The organism is Trichocoleus sp. FACHB-90, assembly GCF_014695505.1.
Lineage (GTDB): Bacteria > Cyanobacteriota > Cyanobacteriia > Cyanobacteriales > FACHB-T130 > Funiculus > Funiculus sociatus.
Genome location: NZ_JACJOK010000046.1, coordinates 63,854 through 84,315 on the forward strand (window position 1 = coordinate 63,854; position 20,462 = coordinate 84,315).

Sequence of the window (20,462 nt, forward strand, 5' to 3'; positions counted from 1 at the left end):
GTTCACAGAAACTTTATTTTATTTGATATAAAGTTAAGCAGTTTCTCGGAACCTTTTTGTTGAGCAAAAGTACCACAATTGAAGCAGTTCTGAAACATCTGAATTTTTACGTACAGTCCTGAAACCCTTTACTTAACAAGGGTTATATCGTGCTGCTCATTCTCAGATTTTCTGTGGCTAATGAGTAAAGAACTAACAAAGAGTAAGGCTTTTTGAGCATGGTACTCAAGCTAACCTCACTCTCTTTCCTAGACTCTAGGAAAAGTTCAGATTAGCAATCTCAACAGAGTAGAAAGAAGGTATTTATGCCAGTTGACTATGCCGGAAACAGTTTAGGGACAGCCAGGGGTTTGAACATCACTCCCAGCACTCAGACATCCTCAGACTATGTTGGTTCCTTAGATAAGAATGATTACTACCGCTTCACTCTCAACGGTCGTAGCAGCTTCAATCTTTCCCTCAGTGGAATGACCGCGAATGCTAATGTGCTACTGCTCAATAGTAGCGGTCAAGTTTTGCAGAGTTCAGTCAATACTCGTAGGACAGCAGAATCAATTCAAGCTACGTTGGATGGGGGCGACTACTACATTCGTGTTTACCCAGCTACCAGAAGAGCAAGCACTAACTACACTCTTGGGGTTTCTGCTGTCCCTACTGGCTATCAATCTTACACTTTCAAATATACCTACGGCAACGGCGATTACTACACTGGTTCCGGTTACAGCAGTTACCGCAGATATAGCCAAAATCAGTACATTAATGATAGTTCAGTTAATGAGACTGGTAACTACGGTTCCTATCAAATCACTGGAGTTACTAACTACAATGGTAGCACTTCTCAACTGAACCAAGTCTTTGTTAGCAGCTACTACAACACGGAAAATAGCACTAACTACACTCCTTATTCTGGTTACGGCACCACTGGGTTAGGTAGCGAGTATGGCTACTTATTTAGTGGCAACAGCGACACTTACTTTGGCGGTAAGTATTACGAAGCTGATTTCAATGGCTATCAGTCTTACACTTTCAAATATACCTACGGCAACGGCGATTACTACACGGGTTCCGGTTACACCAACTACGGCAGATATAGCCAAAATCAGTACATTAATGATAGTTCTGCCAATGAGACTGGTAACTACGGTTCCTATCAAATCACAGGAGTTACTAACTACGCCAGTAGCACTTCTCAACTGAACCAAGTCTTTGTTAGCAGCTACTACAACACGGAAAATAGCACTAACTACACTCCTTATTCTGGTTACGGCACCAGTGGGTTAGGTAGCGAGTCTGGCTACTTAATTAGTGGCAATAATGACACTTACTTTGGCGGTAAGTATCACGAAGCTGACATTATTACTGGTGACTGGTTCGATCAAAATATTCAAGATGCAGGGTTACGTGTGGCAACGCGATCGCGTTTCACAGATGGCTCTTTAAACCGCAACGATCTAATTGCCATCTTCAAAGATTCTGAGGACGGTAGTGTAGTTGATGCCACTGAGATTACAGACCTCAGAAAGCTGGTCAGCAACGCCACCTATTTAGCGATGTCAGATGATGTCCGCGTTTTATCTAACAAGATTGCCAACGGCGACGTTGCTAATGCTTCATATCAGGGTACCAGTCTTGGCAACTTGTATGCTGGCAGCAGTGCAACTCAAATGGAGAATTTGATAAGTAAGTGGTTTTTGGGAAGCGATCGCCCAATAGCCAGTGACGGAGCAACAACCTACACCTATCGCCTAGCAAGTGGTTCTCTATTCCAAAATGGCATTAGTTATCAAGACGTAAGTCAAGGTGCTGTTGGTGATTGCTATTTGCTGGCAGGTCTAGCAGCAACGGCATTCCGTTCCTCCAGCACAATTCAGAATATGTTTATTGACAACGGTGATAATACTTACACAGTTCGCTTCTTTAAAAGTGATGGTACAAAAGACTATGTGACTGTGGATAAGTATTTGCCCACCCTGCCTGATATCAACAGTAACTATGTCAGTGGTGGAAATCTGCCATTTGCTAAGATTGGTGGCAGGCATGACAATTACAACACAGAGTTGTGGGTTGCTCTTGCTGAAAAAGCTTATGCTCAGCTTAATGAGTCTGGATGGATTGGTCAAGATAACACCAACTCATACCAAGGAATTGCGGGTGGATCTAGTGTGTATACCTTTGAACAGATTTCGGGACGCGATACCTCTTTTGGTTCCCCAGATTTCACTTTAATGGTCAATGCCTATAATGCTAGTCAGTTGGTTGCTGTATCTTCAAAAGGCGATGGGCAGGTAGCTGCAAATATCGTTTCTAATCATCAGTATGTGCTGACCAACTACAACTCCTCAACTCAAAAGTTTACGCTGTTTAATCCGTGGGGAATTAATGGAGCTACCGATCCTAGTAATGGTCAATATAAGCCTGGTTCTGTAGAGCTGAGCTGGAGCGAAATTACAGCTAGCTTTGATGAGTGGGAATATACAACTACTTAAATTTACTAGGCTGATAATAAAAAGGTGGCTGAAGTTAACCTAAAATCAGTCACTTTTTTTTACTAACTTACAGAATATTTAGTTAATGCTGGTAGTCAAAATACTGCAAACAATAAGTTTATTGGTACTAGCTACAAGCCCCACAGACTGTATTCACGAGCTGGCATCAAATGCAAGTATTATTCAGATATTTCCAACTATCAAAAATGCGATGTCGTCGAGTACAAATATTTCAATTAAAAGCTTAACTCTTTTAGTGAGGGAGGAGAAAAGACCTCCTGTAGGAGTTTCTCCTGCTGCTAATAGAGATATTGGATTCGCCTCTGTCTTTATCCGTCTAGAAAATACTAAGGAAGAAGACGCTTATCTGATTATTAAAAGTATTCAAATTCAGAACGTTGCTGATGGCAGTATCGAGATGGCTAGTAAATCTCCGCAGCCAATTCACTTAAGTCCCTTGGAAAACTCTGAGAATGCTTTCCATCTAGCAAATAAAACTGGGTATTCAGGACAGGATAAAGTTAAGGCTGTTATCCTCTATGAACTCGGAGATCAGGTGCAGGTGATTGAGTCTATCCCAGTTGAGATCAAGAGACATTGAATAATGATGAAGCGCGATCGCATCTTCCCTACCTCCTTGGCACTACAGATGCGATCGCATCCTCCTTTGCCATACATGAGGCGCGATCGCATCTTTCACGGAACAGGAAGAATATTTTCCATATTAATAGTCTGAAAAATTACCCTCTGAAGTTAGTACAAAACAAGTGTGTTATTTGTAGGTTTTAGATTTTTAGCATAAATATGGATTTTTAAATATAAGTTTCACCATATCGGGCCAGTAGAGTGCTTTACGAAGGGGATTAGAGATTGAGGAAAACACTGGCAATTGTTCTGTTCCCCAGCCCGTCGTGAATCCCCTCCTTTCTACCCCTCTGTTACTGTTTATTAACGCGACTGAGCAACCATAAAGAAACAATAACTCCGGCAACGTGGGCGGTAATCGTATGGGTATTTGCCAGCACCACAAAGATATCCAAGGGTTGAATGAGCCGATTAATAAATTGAGGATCGTAGATTGCCACACCACCCTGAGCCTGAGAAAGAGACTTTGCCAGTAGAGTGCCAGTAATCGCTTCTGCCCCTACAACCGCCAGCAGTAGCCCTACCAAACTCACGGTTAATCCAAATCTTAAAACTTTAATCGCATCTGCCTTCTTAGGGCGTAGGTTAGGATTAGAATCTTTTAACTGTAAGCCTAAACGGGTGTATCGAAAAGCCTGATAAATGCTGAAATAAAGCACTAAAAGGCCGCAAACAGCAAAAAATATACTGCCCCCAGTCCCCGGATTACTGGCACCACCCCCGCCAGCACGGGGTCCGGCAGATGGAATGGCAAACAAAAAAATCAGGGTGGAGACAACAGATAGCACTAACTGAACCCAAAAGCCTATCCAGCCTGTTATGCGGAAAGCACTGGCAATCCGTTGTATAGCTGAAGGAACGGGAGGAGAGTCAAACTTTTCTTGCATGGCTTGATTTTAAGGCGGCTTGATTCCGGATGTCTCTAAACAAAAGGTGTTGTGTTGAACAAGTAGCGATCGCTCTCTGGTTTTAGAGTAATCTCTCTAGTCAACAAAATACAAAGATGTTTAAACTCTGGAGAACTTTTAAGTCAACCTCGCCGTCACTCTGTCAAGAGCAGGCACCCGAATCACTTTGTGATTAAACGCCTGCCTTTTTCAAGAGCAGCCCAATCGAATTGGAAGCAGCATTATGAAGTTCCTGCAACCGACTCTTAGGCAGCATTTAGTTTCCGCCACTTACGCCATTGCTTTGGTGTGCAGTTTGGTGGTCTACCAAGGTGCCTTTACTCCAAAACCGCTTTCTGTGGTTCAGAAGCACTTTCGCGCGATCGCCACCGAAGATCCAGAGCTTACAGTCACTCAATACAGTGACAATGCCATTCTAATCCGATCCTATGGCGCTCTGGATGAAGTTTATCAGGGTCAGTCGATCTACCCAGCCTGGGAGGAATTTTTTTCAAAGTACCGCATTCAAGACTTCCAGGTTGTCAAAAAACAGTTTTCTGGCGACGAGCTGGCATTTGGCAAACAAACCAATCGCGTAATCGAAGCCCAGATCGCGATCGCTGCCAAGTCTAACCACGGAACTCCTGTAGTGCTGTCAATTTCCTACAAAGTCCAATTCGATAAAAATGGCAAAATCACCCATGAACTCTGGCAGGTCAACCCAGAACTGAGTGTCTAAAATTAATGGTATCGTGCAGTCTTTTTGTGAGAGAAAAGCACTAAAGCAACGAACTATTTACGTCTATAAGGGTGCATACAAGGGTGCAAGGGTGAGAAACGCGCTGATTGACGGGTGAATTTTCCGGGTTGATAAAAGCATCGTTAGTTTGGGGAAACATATCCCATTCCAAATTGTTTGGCTGGGGAGCTTAATGAGTTATGCACATGAAATTTGAGGATATATATCAGTTTTTTCAAGACCCTCCTCCCACTTATCTCAACAAGGAACTAGCGGTGTGTTATGTCCTTTGGGTCTTGTTGGGTGGGGAATCTTACGGGACAGAACTGATCGGACGACTTGAGAGTGAATATCCAACCTACCGACTCTCTGATACCGTCCTTTACAGCGCCCTAAAATTCCTAGAAGACCAAGCTGCCATCACTGGTTACTGGAAAAAAGTGGAAGGGCGAGGAAGACCGCGCCGGATGTATCAAATTCGCCCAGAGTGCCGGGATCAAGCTCTAGACCTTGCCCGTCTTTGGGACGACTATACGATGAGGGGGGATAAACAAGCAATCTGAAGAAAGTGCCAAATATTGGCGATAGGCGATACGCTATAGGCTATTGCCTATTTTTCATTGGCTTAAAGCTAGAAATCCGTGAATACGACTGTTTTATCCTCAACGTTTTTGTTAACACTGTTGTTGGCAGTTGGTCTATTTTTCTTTATTCGAGCCTCTGCAAAAGACCGAACCCAACAAGTACAACTCATTACAGAGCAACCAGAAGAATCTCTTCTAGCTCAATTGCAGCAGTATTTTGACAATCGGGCTTATCAGGTTGCTGCCGTGGATGCGGCGCAAAATCAAGTTACATTTCAGGGATTTGTCCGCCCTAGCTGGTTTTTGGCTATTTTCCTGAGCCTGCTAGCCTTTTGTGGCTTCCTGTGTCTAGCACTCGTTTTAGCCATGCTTTTTCCCAATCTGGCTAAAGTTTTTCTTGGTTTAGTTCTCCTCTCGCCAGCAGCTGGAGTATTTTACTGGAAAAAAGCTGGTCGCAAGGAGCAGGTATCTCTCAAGGTGGAAGCCTTAGCAAGTGAAGCCACTGGAACCAAAAGCCTAATTACTGTCACTGCCCATCGTGATGAACTGGCGGCTTTGCAAGAGGCGCTGCAATTAAAGCCTGTGATTGAATAATCTATATTAACTCAAGAGTCGGAAAGGGGAAGGATGAGCAAAAAGAGTAAAAGGAAAAAGCGCCCCAAATAAAGGATGTAGCTTTGCTTCGCCGAATCTTAGAGACCAGACCGGAAAAAGTGAAGAATTCTTTTTTGTATGAGAGCTTTTTGCATGAGAGCCTTTTTACTTCATCCTTCAGCCTTCCCACGTCTCAGTTGCTACGAACAGCCGCAACTGTAGGAGCTTGGGCGCTATTGTCCATTATCCTGAGACTGGGGAACAGAAAATGGTTTTCTTCGACATATTGAGCGCCAAACAATCCTTTTTCTGCCCAGAAGTACCGATCTGTGGTGTGTTCGTTCCGCTTTACGAGTAGCAAAGCGGGTGGAAGTATTCCCTCGGTTTGAATAAACCTTCTCGCAGCCGTGACCGGTTTATCTTCGCCGCTTTCGATACTAAACTGAGGCACGTGTTCTAGAATTCTCCGTCCTTCCTGCCGACGGCGACTTTTACGCTTACGTCTTCTAGCCAACGTCATTACCTCCTATTTATATTTGACAGTTGTAATGATAGATACAAAAACCGTCGCAAGTATATCGGTTTGAGTTCAAAATATCAACTGCTTTTCATGGACTGATACAAATCAAACAGAAGTTTAGAGATTCAAATAAAACAAAAGCAACTGGGTAATAGAGGCTCTATAAGCTACCTTGCGCCCCTGAAACTTTAGCTTAACCCTAAAATTCGCTTAATTACCTTGTTTATGGGAAAATTTAGGTTGTCAGAAACACCTATCAAATTGGGATAATACCGGAAACAATATAAATTTATTAACAAAATTTAAAAAAACTTGACAAATTTGCACGCCTTTTGGCACTTGCACCAGTTGCACCCAGGCGCGACATCATAGAAAGAAAGCGAGATCGGGATAATTCTACTCGGTGAAGCCGTTAAACATCGAAACAAAGGCGAATGTGTTTATGCCTACCAGTTCAGAATTCGTTGCTCTGTGCCAATCGCAGGTGGCATTGTTAACTCAAGGGCTGGGTGCTGCCTTGAGCGTCGTGTATTTGACCGAAGAACTGGTAGATGGTGTCCCAGCTAAGCTAAGACCAATTGTGGCTTACCCGCCGACAGCGAGGTCGTGGGAAACGGAGCGGGCTTTGGTCGCACCTTCTAAGGGGTCGATGGAATCTATTCCTCGGTTACGAGAAGCTTCCCGGCTGATGATTGCCCAAGAGTCGGCTCATACGCCCCAGAAGGGAGCGGATGAGGGTATAGTGCGATCGCCCGATACCGATCATGCTATAAGCGGTTCCTCTCGTCAAATCGTACTACCCCTGATTCATGAGGGTGTGGTGATGGGGTTTTTGCTGACAGCACGGGAAGATAGACCTTGGAACGAGAGAGAACGAGCAGCGATTGAACGCATTGCTGGGACGCTGGCGATCGCTTGTTTTCTAGATCAACGCTCTGAATGGTTCGAGCAGCAGTTAAGTAAGCAACAGCGTCTTGGGGAGCAACAGCGCGACCTCTTAGACGATCTTGTACACCAATTTCGCAATCCCCTAACCGCTTTGCGGACGTTTGGCAAATTGCTCGTCAGGAGACTGCGACCGGGAGATGCTAACCGGGAAGTTGCTAACAGCATCGTGCGTGAGAGCGATCGCTTGCAAGAATTGCTCTTGCAGTTCGATCGAGCAGTTGCTATGAATCAAGAAGAGCTAGAACCAAGTTATACACTGCCATTAGCGTCGGCGCCAATTGCGGCTTCTTGCCCATTACCTGCATCCCAGTCCCTACTTCCCGATTCAGCGCTGACGTTGGAATCTTGCTCGGTAGCAGAAGTTTTGTCACCGCTTTTAGTTAACGCAAAAGCGATCGCCGCTGAGAGAAATCTGACTTTACTCTCCAAAATTTCCCCAAACTTGCCGCCAGTGCAAGCTGATGCCAAAGCGTTGCGGGAAGTGTTGAGCAATCTGATCGACAACGCCTTGAAGTATACTCCAGCCGGAGGACAGGTTTATATTCAGGCAGGAGAGCAGCGTTCCTCGCCGCAAGGAAATTTTCAAGCGATCGCCATTAGCGACACCGGCCCCGGCATTCCAACCCAAGATAGAGAGCATCTGTTTGAGCGACATTATCGCGGAGTTCAGGCAGAAAGCGACATACCTGGGAGTGGATTAGGGTTAGCGATCGCGCGAGATTTAGTCCAACAAATGCAGGGTGAAATAGAAATAAAAAGCCCAGCTGTATTAAGCTGGGCTTCTGATAGTTCCCCCCATACCTCAAGACCGGGAACAACATTTATTGTTTGGTTGCTAATTGCGAATGACTAATTGCTAACTTCTGCCTATTAGCCATTCCCTACTGTCTAATCACCAAATCTTCGCGCAATCTCAGATTCAGATCAGTATCCGGGTCAATTGCAATCAAGCTAACTTTGTCCCGACCAAGGAACAGACCGATTAAACCGCCGATACCAACACCGCCCAAAACTTCTTCGGTAGCGATCGCTTTGTCACCAGTCACCGCCGAAACCGCCGCCGCCGCCGCCGCACCCAAGGCAGCATCCTTGATAATATTACTCAGGCTGGCACCCTTAGTAACTTCTTGGGTTTTGGTAATTGCCTGAGAAATGGCATTTATCGGTAGCCTTTGATTATTCGCCAGAATTAGCTGCTGGGCAACAAACCGGGTGCCTCCTCTGTTAGGTGCAGGCTGCAATTCACCCACAACCTGACTACCAGCAGGAATTAGCACAGTCCCTTCGGCGGTAGTAATATTAGCCGCCACCGTCAGCGTCAGGGGCGCCCTTTCTTCAGGCGTGACGAGAATTTTTTCTTTATCGTACCTAACTGGAATCGTGGTTCCAGACGGAATAGCTAAAGTTGTGTTTACTGGAGGTGTGTCTGGTGTGCCATTAAGCGCCACAATATAGGGCGAATTAATTGCTGTGACTTGCCCAGCGCTAACCAAAGCTTGGTAGATGAAAGCTGCCACCTCAGCACGAGTAGCATTCCGAGTTGGATTCAGCGCCCTAACAGTAGGATAGTTCACCACGATGCTCTTTTCTGTAGCAGCAGCAATGCTGTTGCGAGCATAGTTAGAGATAGAAGAAGCATCGTTATAAAGTTGCAAACTGCTGGCTACATTACCGGTGCTGTAGTTCAAACCATTTGCCAAAGAAACCAGAACTTGTTCGCGAGGAATATTCTGTCCAGGGCGGAAGACATTACCGGGATAACCCGATAAAAATCCCATTGCGTAAGATTCCCGAATTGCGTTGTAAGCCCAGTAGTTTGATGCAACATCGCTAAAATTGACAGCGTTGCGGATGTTAGCTTTATCAAAAGCTTTACGAACCATAGCCGCAAACTGAGCGCGAGTTACTGGATCGTTGGGGCGGAATGTACCATCAGGAAATCCTGCGATAACATCTCTTCTTGCTAGTTCTACAATAAAATCTCTTGCCCAGTAGTTTGAAGATACATCGCTAAAACTGACAGTAGTTTGAGCAACAGCAGGTGCAGGTGCCATCATCGTTTGCACCATTGGTGCCACCGTGCCTGATGTCATTCCCAATAACATTAATAAAGCTGTTCCTGATTGTATGCGCTTGAAGTTAGACATTGTGAGTGTTCTCCGTTTTTCTCGTCCCTTTGTTTACTTTGACCTGCAATTCTCTAATAGGTTCCTAAAAATTTGATGTCAAATCATTTTTTTTTAGTTTTTGACAAAATAGGGAAATAGATACAGGTTCAGCGGAAAGTTGTACTTTCCCTAAGACTTAAAGACGCATGGGTGGTAAAATAGTTGCTTGTTGTAGAAAAACTCTTAATCTTCGTTTTCTGGTTGAGTAATATAGTTTGTTCCCTGGGGAGGCTCTTGCCTTCATTTTCTCGCTTCTCCCCCTGCGGACTGGAGGAGTATTACAAGAAAGGCACACCTATCTATAGATGTGCCTTCACTGACAAAATTCGGATGAAGAAATTCAACTTGAAGAGAGATTTACTACCCCTGAAGGTCAGCCCATCGACGGTAGAGTTTTTGAATCGCTTTCAGGACAGGGCTAGGAGTAGACTTCTGCGCTTCGCTGTTGGGATCTAGAAGCTGTAATCGAGTCAGGAGTTTAGCTTCCTCAATTGCCACCTCGCCATCGCTGTAAATTAAGGCGCTGATGGCTTCGATAAGGCGCTGGTAATCTTCCATGTTAGGGCGATCGCCTAAATAATCCTGAACCCAATTGTAAACCTCACTGGGGCTTACAGATACGAGTTCGTACAATAACGGCTGAAGCTCTGGATCGTCAGCAATGCCTTTTTCCTTGGCTACTCGCTGGAGATATTGCCGTTCTTCTGGCTGTATTCTGCCATCAATCCAAGCCGCACCGATGAGAATCTTGACAAGCTGTTTAATACTGGAATTGGCTACCATAGGCTTTTCTCTACTTTCCCCTAACAGATTAATTCATCAAGCATCAACAGAATATCGCAACCACAACTACCATATAGGCTTATTAATGTTTCTGTTGTAGCCGAACCATAAAGAATCCATCCATTTGATGTCGGTGAGGCCAGACTTTGATCCACCCGGCGGGGGTACTAAAAGCTGAGAAAGGGGAATTGGGGCTGGGTGGCGAAATTTGCCATTCTTGGTGACGTTCTAAAAAGGCGTGAATCACACCTTCGTTTTCCAACGGATGCAGCGTGCAGGTTGCATAAACTAACATTCCGCCAGGTTTTACCCAAGTAGCTACTTGATCTAAGAGTTCCCCTTGAAGCTGCGAAAGTTCCCGAACTGTGTCTGGAGTTTGCCGCCAACGCGCATCGGCGTGGCGGTGCAGGGTACCGAGTCCTGAGCAGGGAGCATCTAATAAAACGCGATCGCCTGTGTTGATAAACTGAGTTAGGCTGCGGCTGTCGCCAACCTGAATTTGAATCGACTGCAAGCCTAACCGTTCGGCGTTTTCTTTGAGTTTTCGGAGGCGGGAAGCAGTCTTGTCGCACGCCCACACTGCCCCCTTGTCTCCCATTAATTCTGCAATGTGAGTAGTTTTTCCTCCCGGTGCAGCACAGGCATCAATTACCACTTCACCAGGTTGAGGATCTAATAGATAACTTACCAGTTGGGCGCTACTATCTTGCACCGTCCACCAACCCTCGCTGAAACCGGGCAACTTTTCGATTTTGGATTTTGGATTGGGGGATTGGGGGCTGGGGACTGGGGATTGGGGATTGGGGACTGGGGGTTGGGGATGGGGAATTGGGGATGGGGAATTGGGGATGGGGATTGGGGAATTTGGGATTGGGGATTGGGATTGGGGAATTGGGGATTGGGGATTGGGAACCCTTGAAGATTCTTCACCCAGTCCCCAGCCCCCAGTCCCCAGTCCCAGTGTCCCCGCGTCCCCCCTTTCCTCCGCCTTTGTGTTGGTCAATCTTAAAGCTTGCGGTAGATGGGGAACGCGACTGACACCAACGCCAGCAGCTTGCATTGCTGCTTCTACTTCCTCTATTGAGGTGCAAAGGGTATTTATCCGGAGGTCAATTGTCGGGGGTTGGTTCAGCCATTGGCAGAGTTGTTCGGTTTCTGTCTTTCCCAACTCGTTTAACCAAGCTTCAATAATCCAGTCAGGATAGCTATGTAAAATTCCTAAGTGTTCAACTGGGTTTTCTGGCAGTTCCAAAGACGCGATCGCATTTGTCTCAATAAGACGGATATACTGTCGCAATAAACCATTAACAAAACGGGAAAGTCCAGAAAATCCGTTTTCTTTAGCTAGTTCTACGGTGGTATTGACAGCAGCCCAAGCGGGAATCTGGCTCAGATAAGCCAGTTGGTACAAGCCCAGATGTAAAATGCTGCGAAGGTCTGGAGGTTGTTGGTGAGATTTTTTTTTGCCTAATCGGTCGATGAGAAAGTCAAGCGATCGCACTCTTCTGACACTCCCATAAACTAATTCTGTCACCAACCGTCGATCGGGAGCGCTCAGATCGGCTTTTCGCAGCACTCGGTCAAGTGCCACATCAGCGAAAGCCCCTCGGTGAACGTCTCTCAGGGCGATAAATGCTATTTGGCGAGGATTTTGCTCCATTCAGTTTTTACCGACGTTTAGCGATCGCATTCTAATACTTCCATAGTTTGGGAGAACTTTCTTGATACTGACAACAGTCATCAGCCAGATTCTTTGCTCCTCCCATATCCCTGATTGAGCTTTCTTGCTTAATTTATGTAAAAGTTAGTTGCTATTGGATTAATACGTTGGCATATCAATAGGTAGATAATAGATTTTAAAATTTTCCCCTATCTATCCCAAGAATTTTGCCCTACTATAAGCCCAGACTAAATTAATCTTCGGTTCGCGTTATCTTTTTATTTAATACAAAAGAAACTTTTAATATGTTTAAAGTAACTTACTTATTGTTAACTTTATAAATTGTTTATGACTGTAGTGGTAGCTTAGAAAAAGCTAAACATCCTCTCGCTCAGAGCGGAAGGAATTTTTTGCCTTGGGCAATCAGCAGATACCGCAGATGCCATTTAGAAAATTCTGAGGATGGGACGCGATCGCACTTTGCTAAGTAGGTGTGCGTAAATAAACAGACGTAGTAGAGCGGGCTTTTCCCACCAGTCACTACATTTGTAAAGCAATACCCACTCTACCGCCAGAAGCTAAATCCTCTGCCCAAGATAGAGACACTAATTTAAAGATGATGATAATCTACTGATCGACAAGGTTCGTAGATTGAGCCATCAGTAATTTTTACTCACTTAACATCATGTCGGTCAAGTCTACCCAACCCAAAATAGCCCTGAGTGCGTAGATTAATATAACAGTGCAACCGTAAACCTGAGTCTTACCTAAAAGAGTTTAAACAGGCTCAGAGTTAGGGGAAAAGAAGGGTAAGGAGGAAGGCAAAAAAGACATTTATCCCACGTTCGTAGGCTGCTGCCCACAAGTATCTGGAGTTAGTTTAAATCCACTCAGGCAGGCAGCAGTCAGGTTCACCACACCAGAACCGGACTTGCACCAAGTCCAGTTCTAGGAGATTCAGCAAAACATAAAAGAGCTTGTGAAATTAGGATTCAGAAGAACTAGCCAAATTTTAGGTATATTTTTAGTCGCAGCAGCAACAGGCGGCAAATACGTGCTGGCACAAACCATAGTTCCAGCATCTGACGGCACAGGAACGATTGTCAGTCCTTCCGGAACTTCTGTATACAATATCACTGGCGGTCAGCTATCGGGCGACAAAGCGAATCTGTTTCACAGCTTCACCAAGTTTGGCATCGACCAAAACCAGATTGTTAACTTTCTCTCCAACCCATCCATCCAGAACATCTTTGGGAGGGTAGGAGGTGGAGAAGCCTCAGTTATTAACGGTATTATCCAGGTTACAGGCGGCAACTCCAACTTATTCTTACTCAACCCAGCGGGCATCGTCTTTGGCGCAAACGCTATTCTTAACGTGCCTGCCTCTTTTACTGCCACCACCGCTACTGGCATCGGCTTTAATTCGGGTTGGTTTAATACAATGGGCGGCAATGATTATGCTGCTTTGGTAGGCAATCCTAATGCTTTTGTCTTCAACACCTCCCAGCCTGGAACCATTATTAACGAAGGTCGGCTGTCTGTAGGCACCAATCAAAATTTCACCTTTCTGGGCGGTACTGTGGTTAGTACAGGAGAGTTGCAAGCACCAGGAGGTAAAATCGTCGTTGCCGCTGTACCTGGTGAAAGCTTGGTTCGTATCTCTTTGGCGGGAAATCTGCTGAATTTGGAGGTAGGGACTGGAGACTTGGGACAGGAAATCGACAATCCTAATGCCTTATCTTTGCCGCAACTGCTTACGGGTTCTGGTGTGGGGAATGCCACGGGGTTGACACTGGACAACAATGGTCAAGTGCGGCTGACAGGCTCTGGATTGTTGGTGGAAAATGGAGATGTGGCAATCAAGGGAGCGATCGCTACTCAAACAGCTACACTATCAGCAACTAACAACTTGACTCTGGTGGAAAGCCAGCTGTTGACAACTGGCAACTTACAGTTGTTGGCTCAAAATACGGTGCGGGTGCGAGATAGTGTGGCGAATCCCTTTATCGCCCATGCTGGAGGCAATCTCTTCATCCAGGGCAATCAGAACATTGATATCCTAGCCCTAAATCATCTTTCACAGACACCTTTTGTTAGCGGCGGCGACCTGAATCTGGTTAGCGATGGCAATATCTCTGGGGATACTCACTTTGCCAGTGGCGGTAGTTTGTCGATGCTGAAATTGTCAGGTCAACCAGGAGACTTTGTTAGTCTCTATGACCCCATTATCAGCTCTAATGGTAATGTTTCTTTCGGAAATTATAGTGGTGTCGCTCTCAAGATTGAGGCTAAAGGTAGCATCCAGGGTGGCAATATTACGATTACGGGGCCAGACATTAACATACTTCCGGGTTCAGACCCAGATATTGCCCTTTTAACCGATCCGACTACAAATGGCGCATTGATTTTGCGGGCGGGCGTAGACGAATTAGCCAATCCTGTTAATATTCCTGCATTTTTCTCGTCCCCCGCTACAGGGTTGTTGCCGGCAGGGAGTATTCAGGTAGGCAGAATCAACACGGGGACTAATATTAATGGTGTAAATGCTGGCCCTGTAATTGTGCAGGCTAAGGGCAATATTAATATTTTTAGGATTAGTGCTAGCTGGAATGGTTTAACAGGTTCAGGTAATGGGGGCAATATTAATTTAGATGCGGGGGGAGACATTAATATTAATGATAGTAATGTCTCAGTAAGTAGTAATGGAAATGGCGGTAATATCACTTTCAATGCTGCTGGCAGTATTTCATTTCTGGATGTTCTCTCTAGAGGTGAAAATGGCATTGGTGGCAATATTAGTATCACTGCTGGCAGCAACATTGAAAGCGACGACATTCAGACCAGAGGTGGTTTAAATGGTGGGAATATCACCATTACCAGCACTGGTGGCAGGATTAATACTACTGCGAGAAATGCCGAAGGTAGCGTAGCATCTTGTATTTCAAGTTCGGGTGTTTTTTGCGCTGCTGGCAGTAGTGGTGATATTAGTCTCACGGCAGCTAATGGCATTATTTTAGGCGGTTCCAATGTGACTGGTTCCGATCAAACTGGCACTTTGAAGGGGAGGAATATCACCTTAACTAGCAATGAAATTGATTTTACGAGAGATAGACCGATTAGCGGGACTGGGGATATTACTATTCAACCGTTTACGCCAGACGGTGCGATCGCTATCGGTGGAATTGACAACACTACAACTGCTTTGGATCTGACTGCAACTGAGTTGGGTTTGTTGCAAGATGGCTTTGCTTCGCTTACCATCGGCAGAATTGACGGTAGCGGGACGATTACCATCCCCAATAACATCATCTTCAGCGATCCGGTGAAGATTCAGTCTCCCAACGGCGCGATCGCTGTTAATGGCATAATTACTGGAACAGGGAACGCCTCAATTACCCTCAACAGTGCCACTACAACCTTAAACGCTGGCATCGCTACAAGCGGTACTGACATCACTCTGGGCAATAATATCCAGCTTGGTACTGATATCACCCTCGATTCTGGCGGTGGAAATATCACTTTCAACGGCAGTGTTGATGGAAATCAACGCTTAACATTAAATAGCACAGGCACAACGACCTTTCTCGGTGCCGTAGGCAGTAACAATCCCCTAAATATCCTCACCACCGACGCTCTGGGGAATACACGAATTAATGGAAATGTCAACGCAAGTCAGATAAATTTTCAGGACACTTTAGAGTTGCTATCTGACGCGACACTGACAGCCGCTGAGATTAATTTGGGAAACGCAGTCAGCGGTAGCGGCAGGAATTTGGGATTGCAACCTTTAACACCCAGTCAAAATTTAACGATCGCAGCGACAGGGACATCATTTGCAGATGGCTTCAACTCGATAAATATCGGACAAGCTGACGGATCGGGCGCGATCGCGTTATCGGGTGACATCACCTTCAACGATCCAGTGATAATGCGATCGCCACTTTTGTCGGGTTCCATCACTGCAACTGGAACGATTACCGGGTTAGGCGATGCCTCAATTACTCTACTGGCAAACCAGAACATCACTACAAACAACATCACCGCCAATGGGGGAATTAACCTTACCAGCAATCAAGGATCTGTTAGCACCAGAAACCTGAATTCTTCAGGAGTGACTCAGGGTGGAGACATCAATATTATTGCTAGTAACACAATTACCACTGGTGCGATCGATAGCTCTAGTTTAGGGGATGGCGGTAACGTCACTCTCGATCCAACTGGCGATATCCAAGTTGTCTCCATTAACGCCCAAGGTGGCACCAATGGCACTGGCGGCAATGTAGACATTACCACAAATAGATTTTTTCTGGTAACAGGCACCTTCACCGACCAAAATCAGGAAATAGCAAGCATTTCCACAGCCGGGGGTTTAGGGATAGGAGATATTACAATTCGGCACGGTGGTGGTTTGCGAAACACTCCCTTTAATGTGGGTGATGCCACCAACAACGGGACAAGCGGTTCTCTGACGAGTGGAAATTATGCGATCGCGCCCAACCAATCGTTTCCCGGCAGCTACACTTTAGGCAATATTAAAATCATTACCGATTCCCCGCCGCCGGTATCGCGTCCCCCTATGATGCCGCCTGTAGTGCCATCCCCTCCGGTGGTGATGCCGCCTCTAGTGCTACCCCCTCCAGTGGTGATGCCGCCTCTAGTGCTACCTCCAGTGGTGATGCCACCTGTAGTGGCACCCCCAGATGTTGTGATGCCACCTGTAGTGGCACCCCCGGATGTCTCGTTCCCAAGCCAAACAGCTTTAATTGATTCACAGCTTGAGTCGTTACAAATTTCCCCTAGTAACGATCTGGACTCAGATTCGATTGACTTTCAGATTGGGGAGTTAGAACAGAACTTCACCCAGCAATTTCAGCAACATCTTAAACAACCAGCTATCACTCGCGGCCCCTCATCCCTGCCAGATATTCGCAACCAGCTGCGAAAAATCCATTCAGCAACAGGCATTAAACCAGCGATCATTTACGTCTTTTTTGTTCCTGCTGTCAAAGTATCCGTTGATTCGGAATTAATCGTAAATCCAAACTCCGAACTCCAAAGTCCAGAAGACGAACTGGAACTGGTTCTGGTGACTTCCAAAGGGAAAACCATTCGCAAGGTAACTGGTGTCAAGCGATCGCAAGCGCTCAAAGTCGCGCAACAATTTAGTAACAAAATCAAAAACGTTGCCAGCCAGCAGGGGTACCTTACCTCTTCCCAGCAACTCTATCAGTGGCTGATAGCACCCCTAGAAGCTGATTTACAAGCTGAAGACATCCAGAATCTGGTATTTATTTTAGATTCCGGTTTGCGCTCCATGCCCCTAGCTGCCCTCCATGATGGCAAACAATTTTTGGTGGAAAAGTACAGCCTCAGCCTGATGCCCAGTCTCACCTTAACTGACACCCGCTACACAAATATCCAAAACTCTAAACTCCTAGCAATGGGTAGTTCAGAATTTTCTAATCAAAAGCCTTTACCAGCGGTACCAGTAGAGTTAGCTACGATCACGCAATTGTGGCAAGGTAAGTCATTTCTTAACGATGGCTTCACTCTGGAAAATCTCAAAAGCCAGCGTTCCCAGCAGCCTTTCGGTATTGTCCACCTAGCAACTCATGCCGAATTTCAGCCCGGAGACATTAGTAATTCTTATATCCAGTTGTGGAATCAGCAACTACGCCTCGACCAACTGCGAACTTTGGGCTGGAATAACCCGCCAGTGGAATTATTGGTGCTAAGTGCCTGTCGCACAGCATTGGGAGATGAAGAAGCTGAGTTGGGGTTTGCTGGATTGGCGGTACAAGCAGGCGTTAAGTCAGCGCTGGCAAGTCTCTGGTACATCAGCGATGAAGGGACATTAGGAGTGATGACCGAGTTTTATCAGCAGTTGAAGAAGGCACCTATCAAGGCGGAGGCTCTGCGGCGGGCGCAAATCGCTATGCTTAAGGGGCAAATTCGCTTGCAGTCAGGATATTTATATAACTCTAAACAAAGGGTGGATCTCCCGTCTGAATTATCAAATTTAAGAAATACAACTTTTACTCATCCCTATTACTGGGCAGCATTTACTATGATTGGCAATCCTTGGTAAGACTAATCTGCCAGCAGCTCAAACATAGGGGCTTGCAGTTGAGTCCCATACAGACCTAACAAGAACAGCCCTCCTTGTAGGGCGCAGGTAGGGACACGGCATTACCGTGTCCCTATTTTTCCTTTAATTAATTTATGCCACTACATAAATTGTCCTCGACACCTCTTAAAAAAATAGCCGATTGGCAACTATCCCAAAGTCTCGCAACTATATAAAAATGTTTGTTGCTAAACAAAGTGCTTCTGCTATTGGAGCCAGAAACATTTAGCGTACTTTAAATGTCACTTTAAATATTGACACATAATTAGCTTACTTTTATGCTGAAGGCTTTTTAAGGTATAGAAGTAAAGCTTCACAAGTTTCGGAATCTAAATTCTTATGCGCCAACCAACCTTACTTAATTTTTGTCTTTTCGTGGCATTTGTGGGGATTAGTGGCTGGGGTAGCCAAACAATAAATGCCATGTCGTCACAAAGACTATCACCCGCTGAATCATTAACTAACGCAACCATCTCGCAACAAACAAATCTAACTAAACAAGCAACTCCAGCCGTATCTGCCCAAGCTCCAGCAGCTGTCAAAAAGGTTAAAGTTTTTTTTCCTAAAAACCCCCAAAGCGGCCAAGATTTCACTTATGTTGAGCCAGTTTTGCGGACAACTTCAAGTGCCAGCGTTGCTCAGTTTGCTATTGAGCAATTAATCGCAGGGCCGACAAGTCAGGAAAAAGCTCGTGGTTTAGTTGCCCCTATTCAACTTAGAGGTAATTCTAATTGTGGCAGCAATTTTTCTCTTTCCATCAACAATGGAGTTGCTAAAATGCGATTTTGTAAGCAAGTTGTTGTAGCAGGTGTCGGCGACACGGCTCGTCAACAAAGCTCAATAACTACTACCCTTAAGCAGTTTTCCAGTGTCAGAACGGTTATTCTGCTCGACAAAAACGGTAACTGCTTGAATGATCAAAGCGGTAATAACTTATGTCTGAGAAATCAGGCATAGGATCGGCAAGTAAAGCTTCACAAGTTTCGGAATCTAAATTCTTATGCGCCAACCAACCTTACTTAATTTTTGTCTTTTCGTGGCATTTGTGGGAATTAGTGGCTGTGGTAGCCAAACAATAAATGCAATGTCGTCACAAAGACTATCACCCGCTGAATCATTAACTAACGCAACAATCTCGCAACAAACAAATCTAACTAAACAAGCAACTCCAGCCGTATCTGCCCAACCTCCAGCAGCTGTCAAAAAGGTTAAAGTTTTTTTTCCTAAAAACCCCCAAAGCGGCCAAGATTTCACTTATGTTGAGCCAGTTTTGCGGACAACTTCAAGTGCCAGCGTTGCTCAGTTTGCTATTGAGCAATTAATCGCAGGGCCGACAAGTCAGGAAAAAGCTCGTGGGTTGAGTGACCCTATTGAATTCAAAGGCACTTCCAACTGTGGCAAAGATTTTACACTTTCTATCACTAATGGAACTGCCAGACTGAAATTTTGTAAATCGGTAATTTCAGAAGGCACTGGAGATGATGCTCGTCAAAAAAGCTCTATTAATACCACCCTTAAGCAATTCCCAACTATCAACTCAGTTATTATTCTGGATAGAAACGGCAAATGCTTAAGTGATCAAAGTGGCGAGAATACTTGCCTAAAGAAAGCCGAAAAACTGACAACTGAATCGCCACTATTGATTGACGGACTTGGGTCAGTTAAAATTAACATGACTGTTGCTCAGGCATCAAGCGTTGCTGGGACTCAAATAGTACCATCCCGGAAAAATCCCAATCGCGTCTGTGACTACTACAAGCCAGCAAATGGGCCTGAGGGTGTTACTTTCATGGTCACTCAAGGTCGTATCGCTACGGTGGAAATTGAAACTAATAAAATTACCACTGCTCATGGTATCAAAGTTGACGATACAGAAAGCACAATTAAGTCTGCTTATCCCGGACAAATTCAGGTAAGTCGTCTTCTCAACAGCGAAAAAGGTAAAGCTTGGGTCGTTCAACCAAGCAGCTTTGCTGACAAAGACTTCCGTCTCGTTTTTGTCTCTCCGAATGGCAAGACTGTATCACGCATGATTGCTGGTAAAGTTCCAGAAGTTAATTATGCAGAAGGCTGTCTTGATGTTCGCCCTGGTTGATAGGGTTTTAGTGTAAATTTGTTAACCCAGCTATCAAAACTAGCTGGGTTTCGCGTTTTAGTGGAAGGTGGGAAAGCGATCGCGCTTTTTTCCATCTGCCCTCAATCATGAAGCAGGGTAAACGAGTCTATGTGCTATTAGACAGTCTGGTTGTTAAAGGTTATCTAGTTGCTTTTTTAGGTCTTCCAATTCGTTATCAACTGCTGAATTAGATTTAAAGGTAGTA

General features: G+C 45.2%; 15 protein-coding genes. 10 read left to right on the forward strand and 5 right to left on the reverse strand.

Translation table 11 applies throughout. The features are described 5' to 3' along the window. Positions 1–305 precede the first annotated feature (305 nt). The 3 genes from H6F74_RS13280 to H6F74_RS30550 all read left to right on the forward strand — a co-directional run bounded on the left by H6F74_RS13280 (position 306) and on the right by H6F74_RS30550 (position 3,222). Positions 306–2,486, forward strand: a complete 2,181-nt coding sequence (locus tag H6F74_RS13280) for a C2 family cysteine protease (protein ID WP_199301172.1) — start codon at positions 306–308, stop codon at positions 2,484–2,486. 211 nt (positions 2,487–2,697) lie between these two features. Then, positions 2,698–3,087, forward strand: coding sequence for a hypothetical protein (locus tag H6F74_RS13285; protein ID WP_190441755.1), 390 nt, complete (start codon positions 2,698–2,700; stop codon positions 3,085–3,087). 3 nt (positions 3,088–3,090) lie between these two features. After that, positions 3,091–3,222, forward strand: coding sequence for a hypothetical protein (locus tag H6F74_RS30550; protein WP_277875799.1), 132 nt, complete (start codon positions 3,091–3,093; stop codon positions 3,220–3,222). A 202-nt stretch (positions 3,223–3,424) separates the two neighbouring features. Here the strand turns inward: H6F74_RS30550 and H6F74_RS13290 are convergent, their stop codons facing one another. Further along, positions 3,425–4,018, reverse strand: coding sequence for a DUF3611 family protein (locus H6F74_RS13290; RefSeq protein ID WP_190441756.1), 594 nt, complete (start codon positions 4,016–4,018; stop codon positions 3,425–3,427). A gap of 244 nt (positions 4,019–4,262) precedes the next feature. On the opposite strand from H6F74_RS13290, the gene H6F74_RS13295 reads away from it, so the two are divergent. From H6F74_RS13295 to H6F74_RS13305, 3 genes are all read left to right on the forward strand, one after another. Next, positions 4,263–4,757: a hypothetical protein gene (locus tag H6F74_RS13295; protein WP_190441758.1), complete on the forward strand. Its 495-nt coding sequence runs from the start codon at positions 4,263–4,265 to the stop codon at positions 4,755–4,757. A gap of 206 nt (positions 4,758–4,963) precedes the next feature. Further along, positions 4,964–5,320, forward strand: a complete 357-nt coding sequence (locus tag H6F74_RS13300) for a PadR family transcriptional regulator (protein WP_190422728.1) — start codon at positions 4,964–4,966, stop codon at positions 5,318–5,320. 78 nt (positions 5,321–5,398) lie between these two features. Then, positions 5,399–5,935, forward strand: a complete 537-nt coding sequence (locus tag H6F74_RS13305) for a cofactor assembly of complex C subunit B (RefSeq protein WP_190441760.1) — start codon at positions 5,399–5,401, stop codon at positions 5,933–5,935. Between the two features lie 193 nt (positions 5,936–6,128). On the opposite strand, the gene H6F74_RS13310 is transcribed toward H6F74_RS13305, so the two are convergent. Next, the gene (locus tag H6F74_RS13310; RefSeq protein WP_190441762.1) at positions 6,129–6,449 is read right to left on the reverse strand and encodes a DUF3155 domain-containing protein; all 321 of its coding nucleotides are present in this window, start codon (positions 6,447–6,449) and stop codon (positions 6,129–6,131) included. Positions 6,450–6,897: 448 nt separating this feature from the next. Here H6F74_RS13310 and H6F74_RS13315 point away from each other — a divergent pair, with 448 nt between their 5' ends. Further along, positions 6,898–8,256, forward strand: coding sequence for a GAF domain-containing sensor histidine kinase (locus H6F74_RS13315; RefSeq protein WP_199301174.1), 1,359 nt, complete (start codon positions 6,898–6,900; stop codon positions 8,254–8,256). Between the two features lie 28 nt (positions 8,257–8,284). On the opposite strand, the gene H6F74_RS13320 is transcribed toward H6F74_RS13315, so the two are convergent. The 3 genes from H6F74_RS13320 to H6F74_RS30015 form a co-directional block, all read right to left on the reverse strand. Then, positions 8,285–9,550: an S-layer homology domain-containing protein gene (locus H6F74_RS13320; protein ID WP_190441764.1), complete on the reverse strand. Its 1,266-nt coding sequence runs from the start codon at positions 9,548–9,550 to the stop codon at positions 8,285–8,287. A 381-nt stretch (positions 9,551–9,931) separates the two neighbouring features. Then, positions 9,932–10,354 (reverse strand): TerB family tellurite resistance protein, encoded by a 423-nt coding sequence (locus tag H6F74_RS13325; RefSeq protein WP_190422569.1) that lies wholly within the window; start codon positions 10,352–10,354, stop codon positions 9,932–9,934. 82 nt (positions 10,355–10,436) lie between these two features. Beyond that, positions 10,437–12,014 carry a 16S rRNA (cytosine(967)-C(5))-methyltransferase gene (locus H6F74_RS30015; protein ID WP_242022067.1) on the reverse strand — a complete coding sequence of 526 codons (1,578 nt, stop codon included), beginning with the start codon at positions 12,012–12,014 and terminating at the stop codon, positions 10,437–10,439. A gap of 979 nt (positions 12,015–12,993) precedes the next feature. Between H6F74_RS30015 and H6F74_RS29320 the strand changes: the two genes are divergently transcribed. The 3 genes from H6F74_RS29320 (at position 12,994) to H6F74_RS13355 (ending at position 20,236) form a co-directional block, all read left to right on the forward strand. Next, entirely contained in the window at positions 12,994–18,102 is a 5,109-nt protein-coding gene (locus H6F74_RS29320; RefSeq protein WP_199301176.1) for a CHAT domain-containing protein, read from the forward strand. Positions 18,103–18,480: 378 nt separating this feature from the next. After that, the gene (locus tag H6F74_RS13350; RefSeq protein WP_190441766.1) at positions 18,481–19,098 is read left to right on the forward strand and encodes a GerMN domain-containing protein; all 618 of its coding nucleotides are present in this window, start codon (positions 18,481–18,483) and stop codon (positions 19,096–19,098) included. A gap of 43 nt (positions 19,099–19,141) precedes the next feature. After that, positions 19,142–20,236: a GerMN domain-containing protein gene (locus H6F74_RS13355; RefSeq protein WP_190441769.1), complete on the forward strand. Its 1,095-nt coding sequence runs from the start codon at positions 19,142–19,144 to the stop codon at positions 20,234–20,236. Positions 20,237–20,462: the final 226 nt, after the last annotated feature.

Coding starts and splice junctions, on each gene's coding strand:
- H6F74_RS30015 (WP_242022067.1), bottom strand. CDS start 12,014: ATGGAGCAAAATCCTCGCCAAATAGCATTTATCGCCCTGAGAGACGTT.
- H6F74_RS13325 (WP_190422569.1), bottom strand. CDS start 10,354: ATGGTAGCCAATTCCAGTATTAAACAGCTTGTCAAGATTCTCATCGGT.
- H6F74_RS13280 (WP_199301172.1), top strand. CDS start 306: ATGCCAGTTGACTATGCCGGAAACAGTTTAGGGACAGCCAGGGGTTTG.
- H6F74_RS30550 (WP_277875799.1), top strand. CDS start 3,091: ATGATGAAGCGCGATCGCATCTTCCCTACCTCCTTGGCACTACAGATG.
- H6F74_RS13355 (WP_190441769.1), top strand. CDS start 19,142: ATGCGCCAACCAACCTTACTTAATTTTTGTCTTTTCGTGGCATTTGTG.
- H6F74_RS13300 (WP_190422728.1), top strand. CDS start 4,964: ATGAAATTTGAGGATATATATCAGTTTTTTCAAGACCCTCCTCCCACT.
- H6F74_RS13315 (WP_199301174.1), top strand. CDS start 6,898: ATGCCTACCAGTTCAGAATTCGTTGCTCTGTGCCAATCGCAGGTGGCA.
- H6F74_RS13285 (WP_190441755.1), top strand. CDS start 2,698: ATGTCGTCGAGTACAAATATTTCAATTAAAAGCTTAACTCTTTTAGTG.
- H6F74_RS13320 (WP_190441764.1), bottom strand. CDS start 9,550: ATGTCTAACTTCAAGCGCATACAATCAGGAACAGCTTTATTAATGTTA.
- H6F74_RS13295 (WP_190441758.1), top strand. CDS start 4,263: ATGAAGTTCCTGCAACCGACTCTTAGGCAGCATTTAGTTTCCGCCACT.
- H6F74_RS13290 (WP_190441756.1), bottom strand. CDS start 4,018: ATGCAAGAAAAGTTTGACTCTCCTCCCGTTCCTTCAGCTATACAACGG.
- H6F74_RS13350 (WP_190441766.1), top strand. CDS start 18,481: ATGCGCCAACCAACCTTACTTAATTTTTGTCTTTTCGTGGCATTTGTG.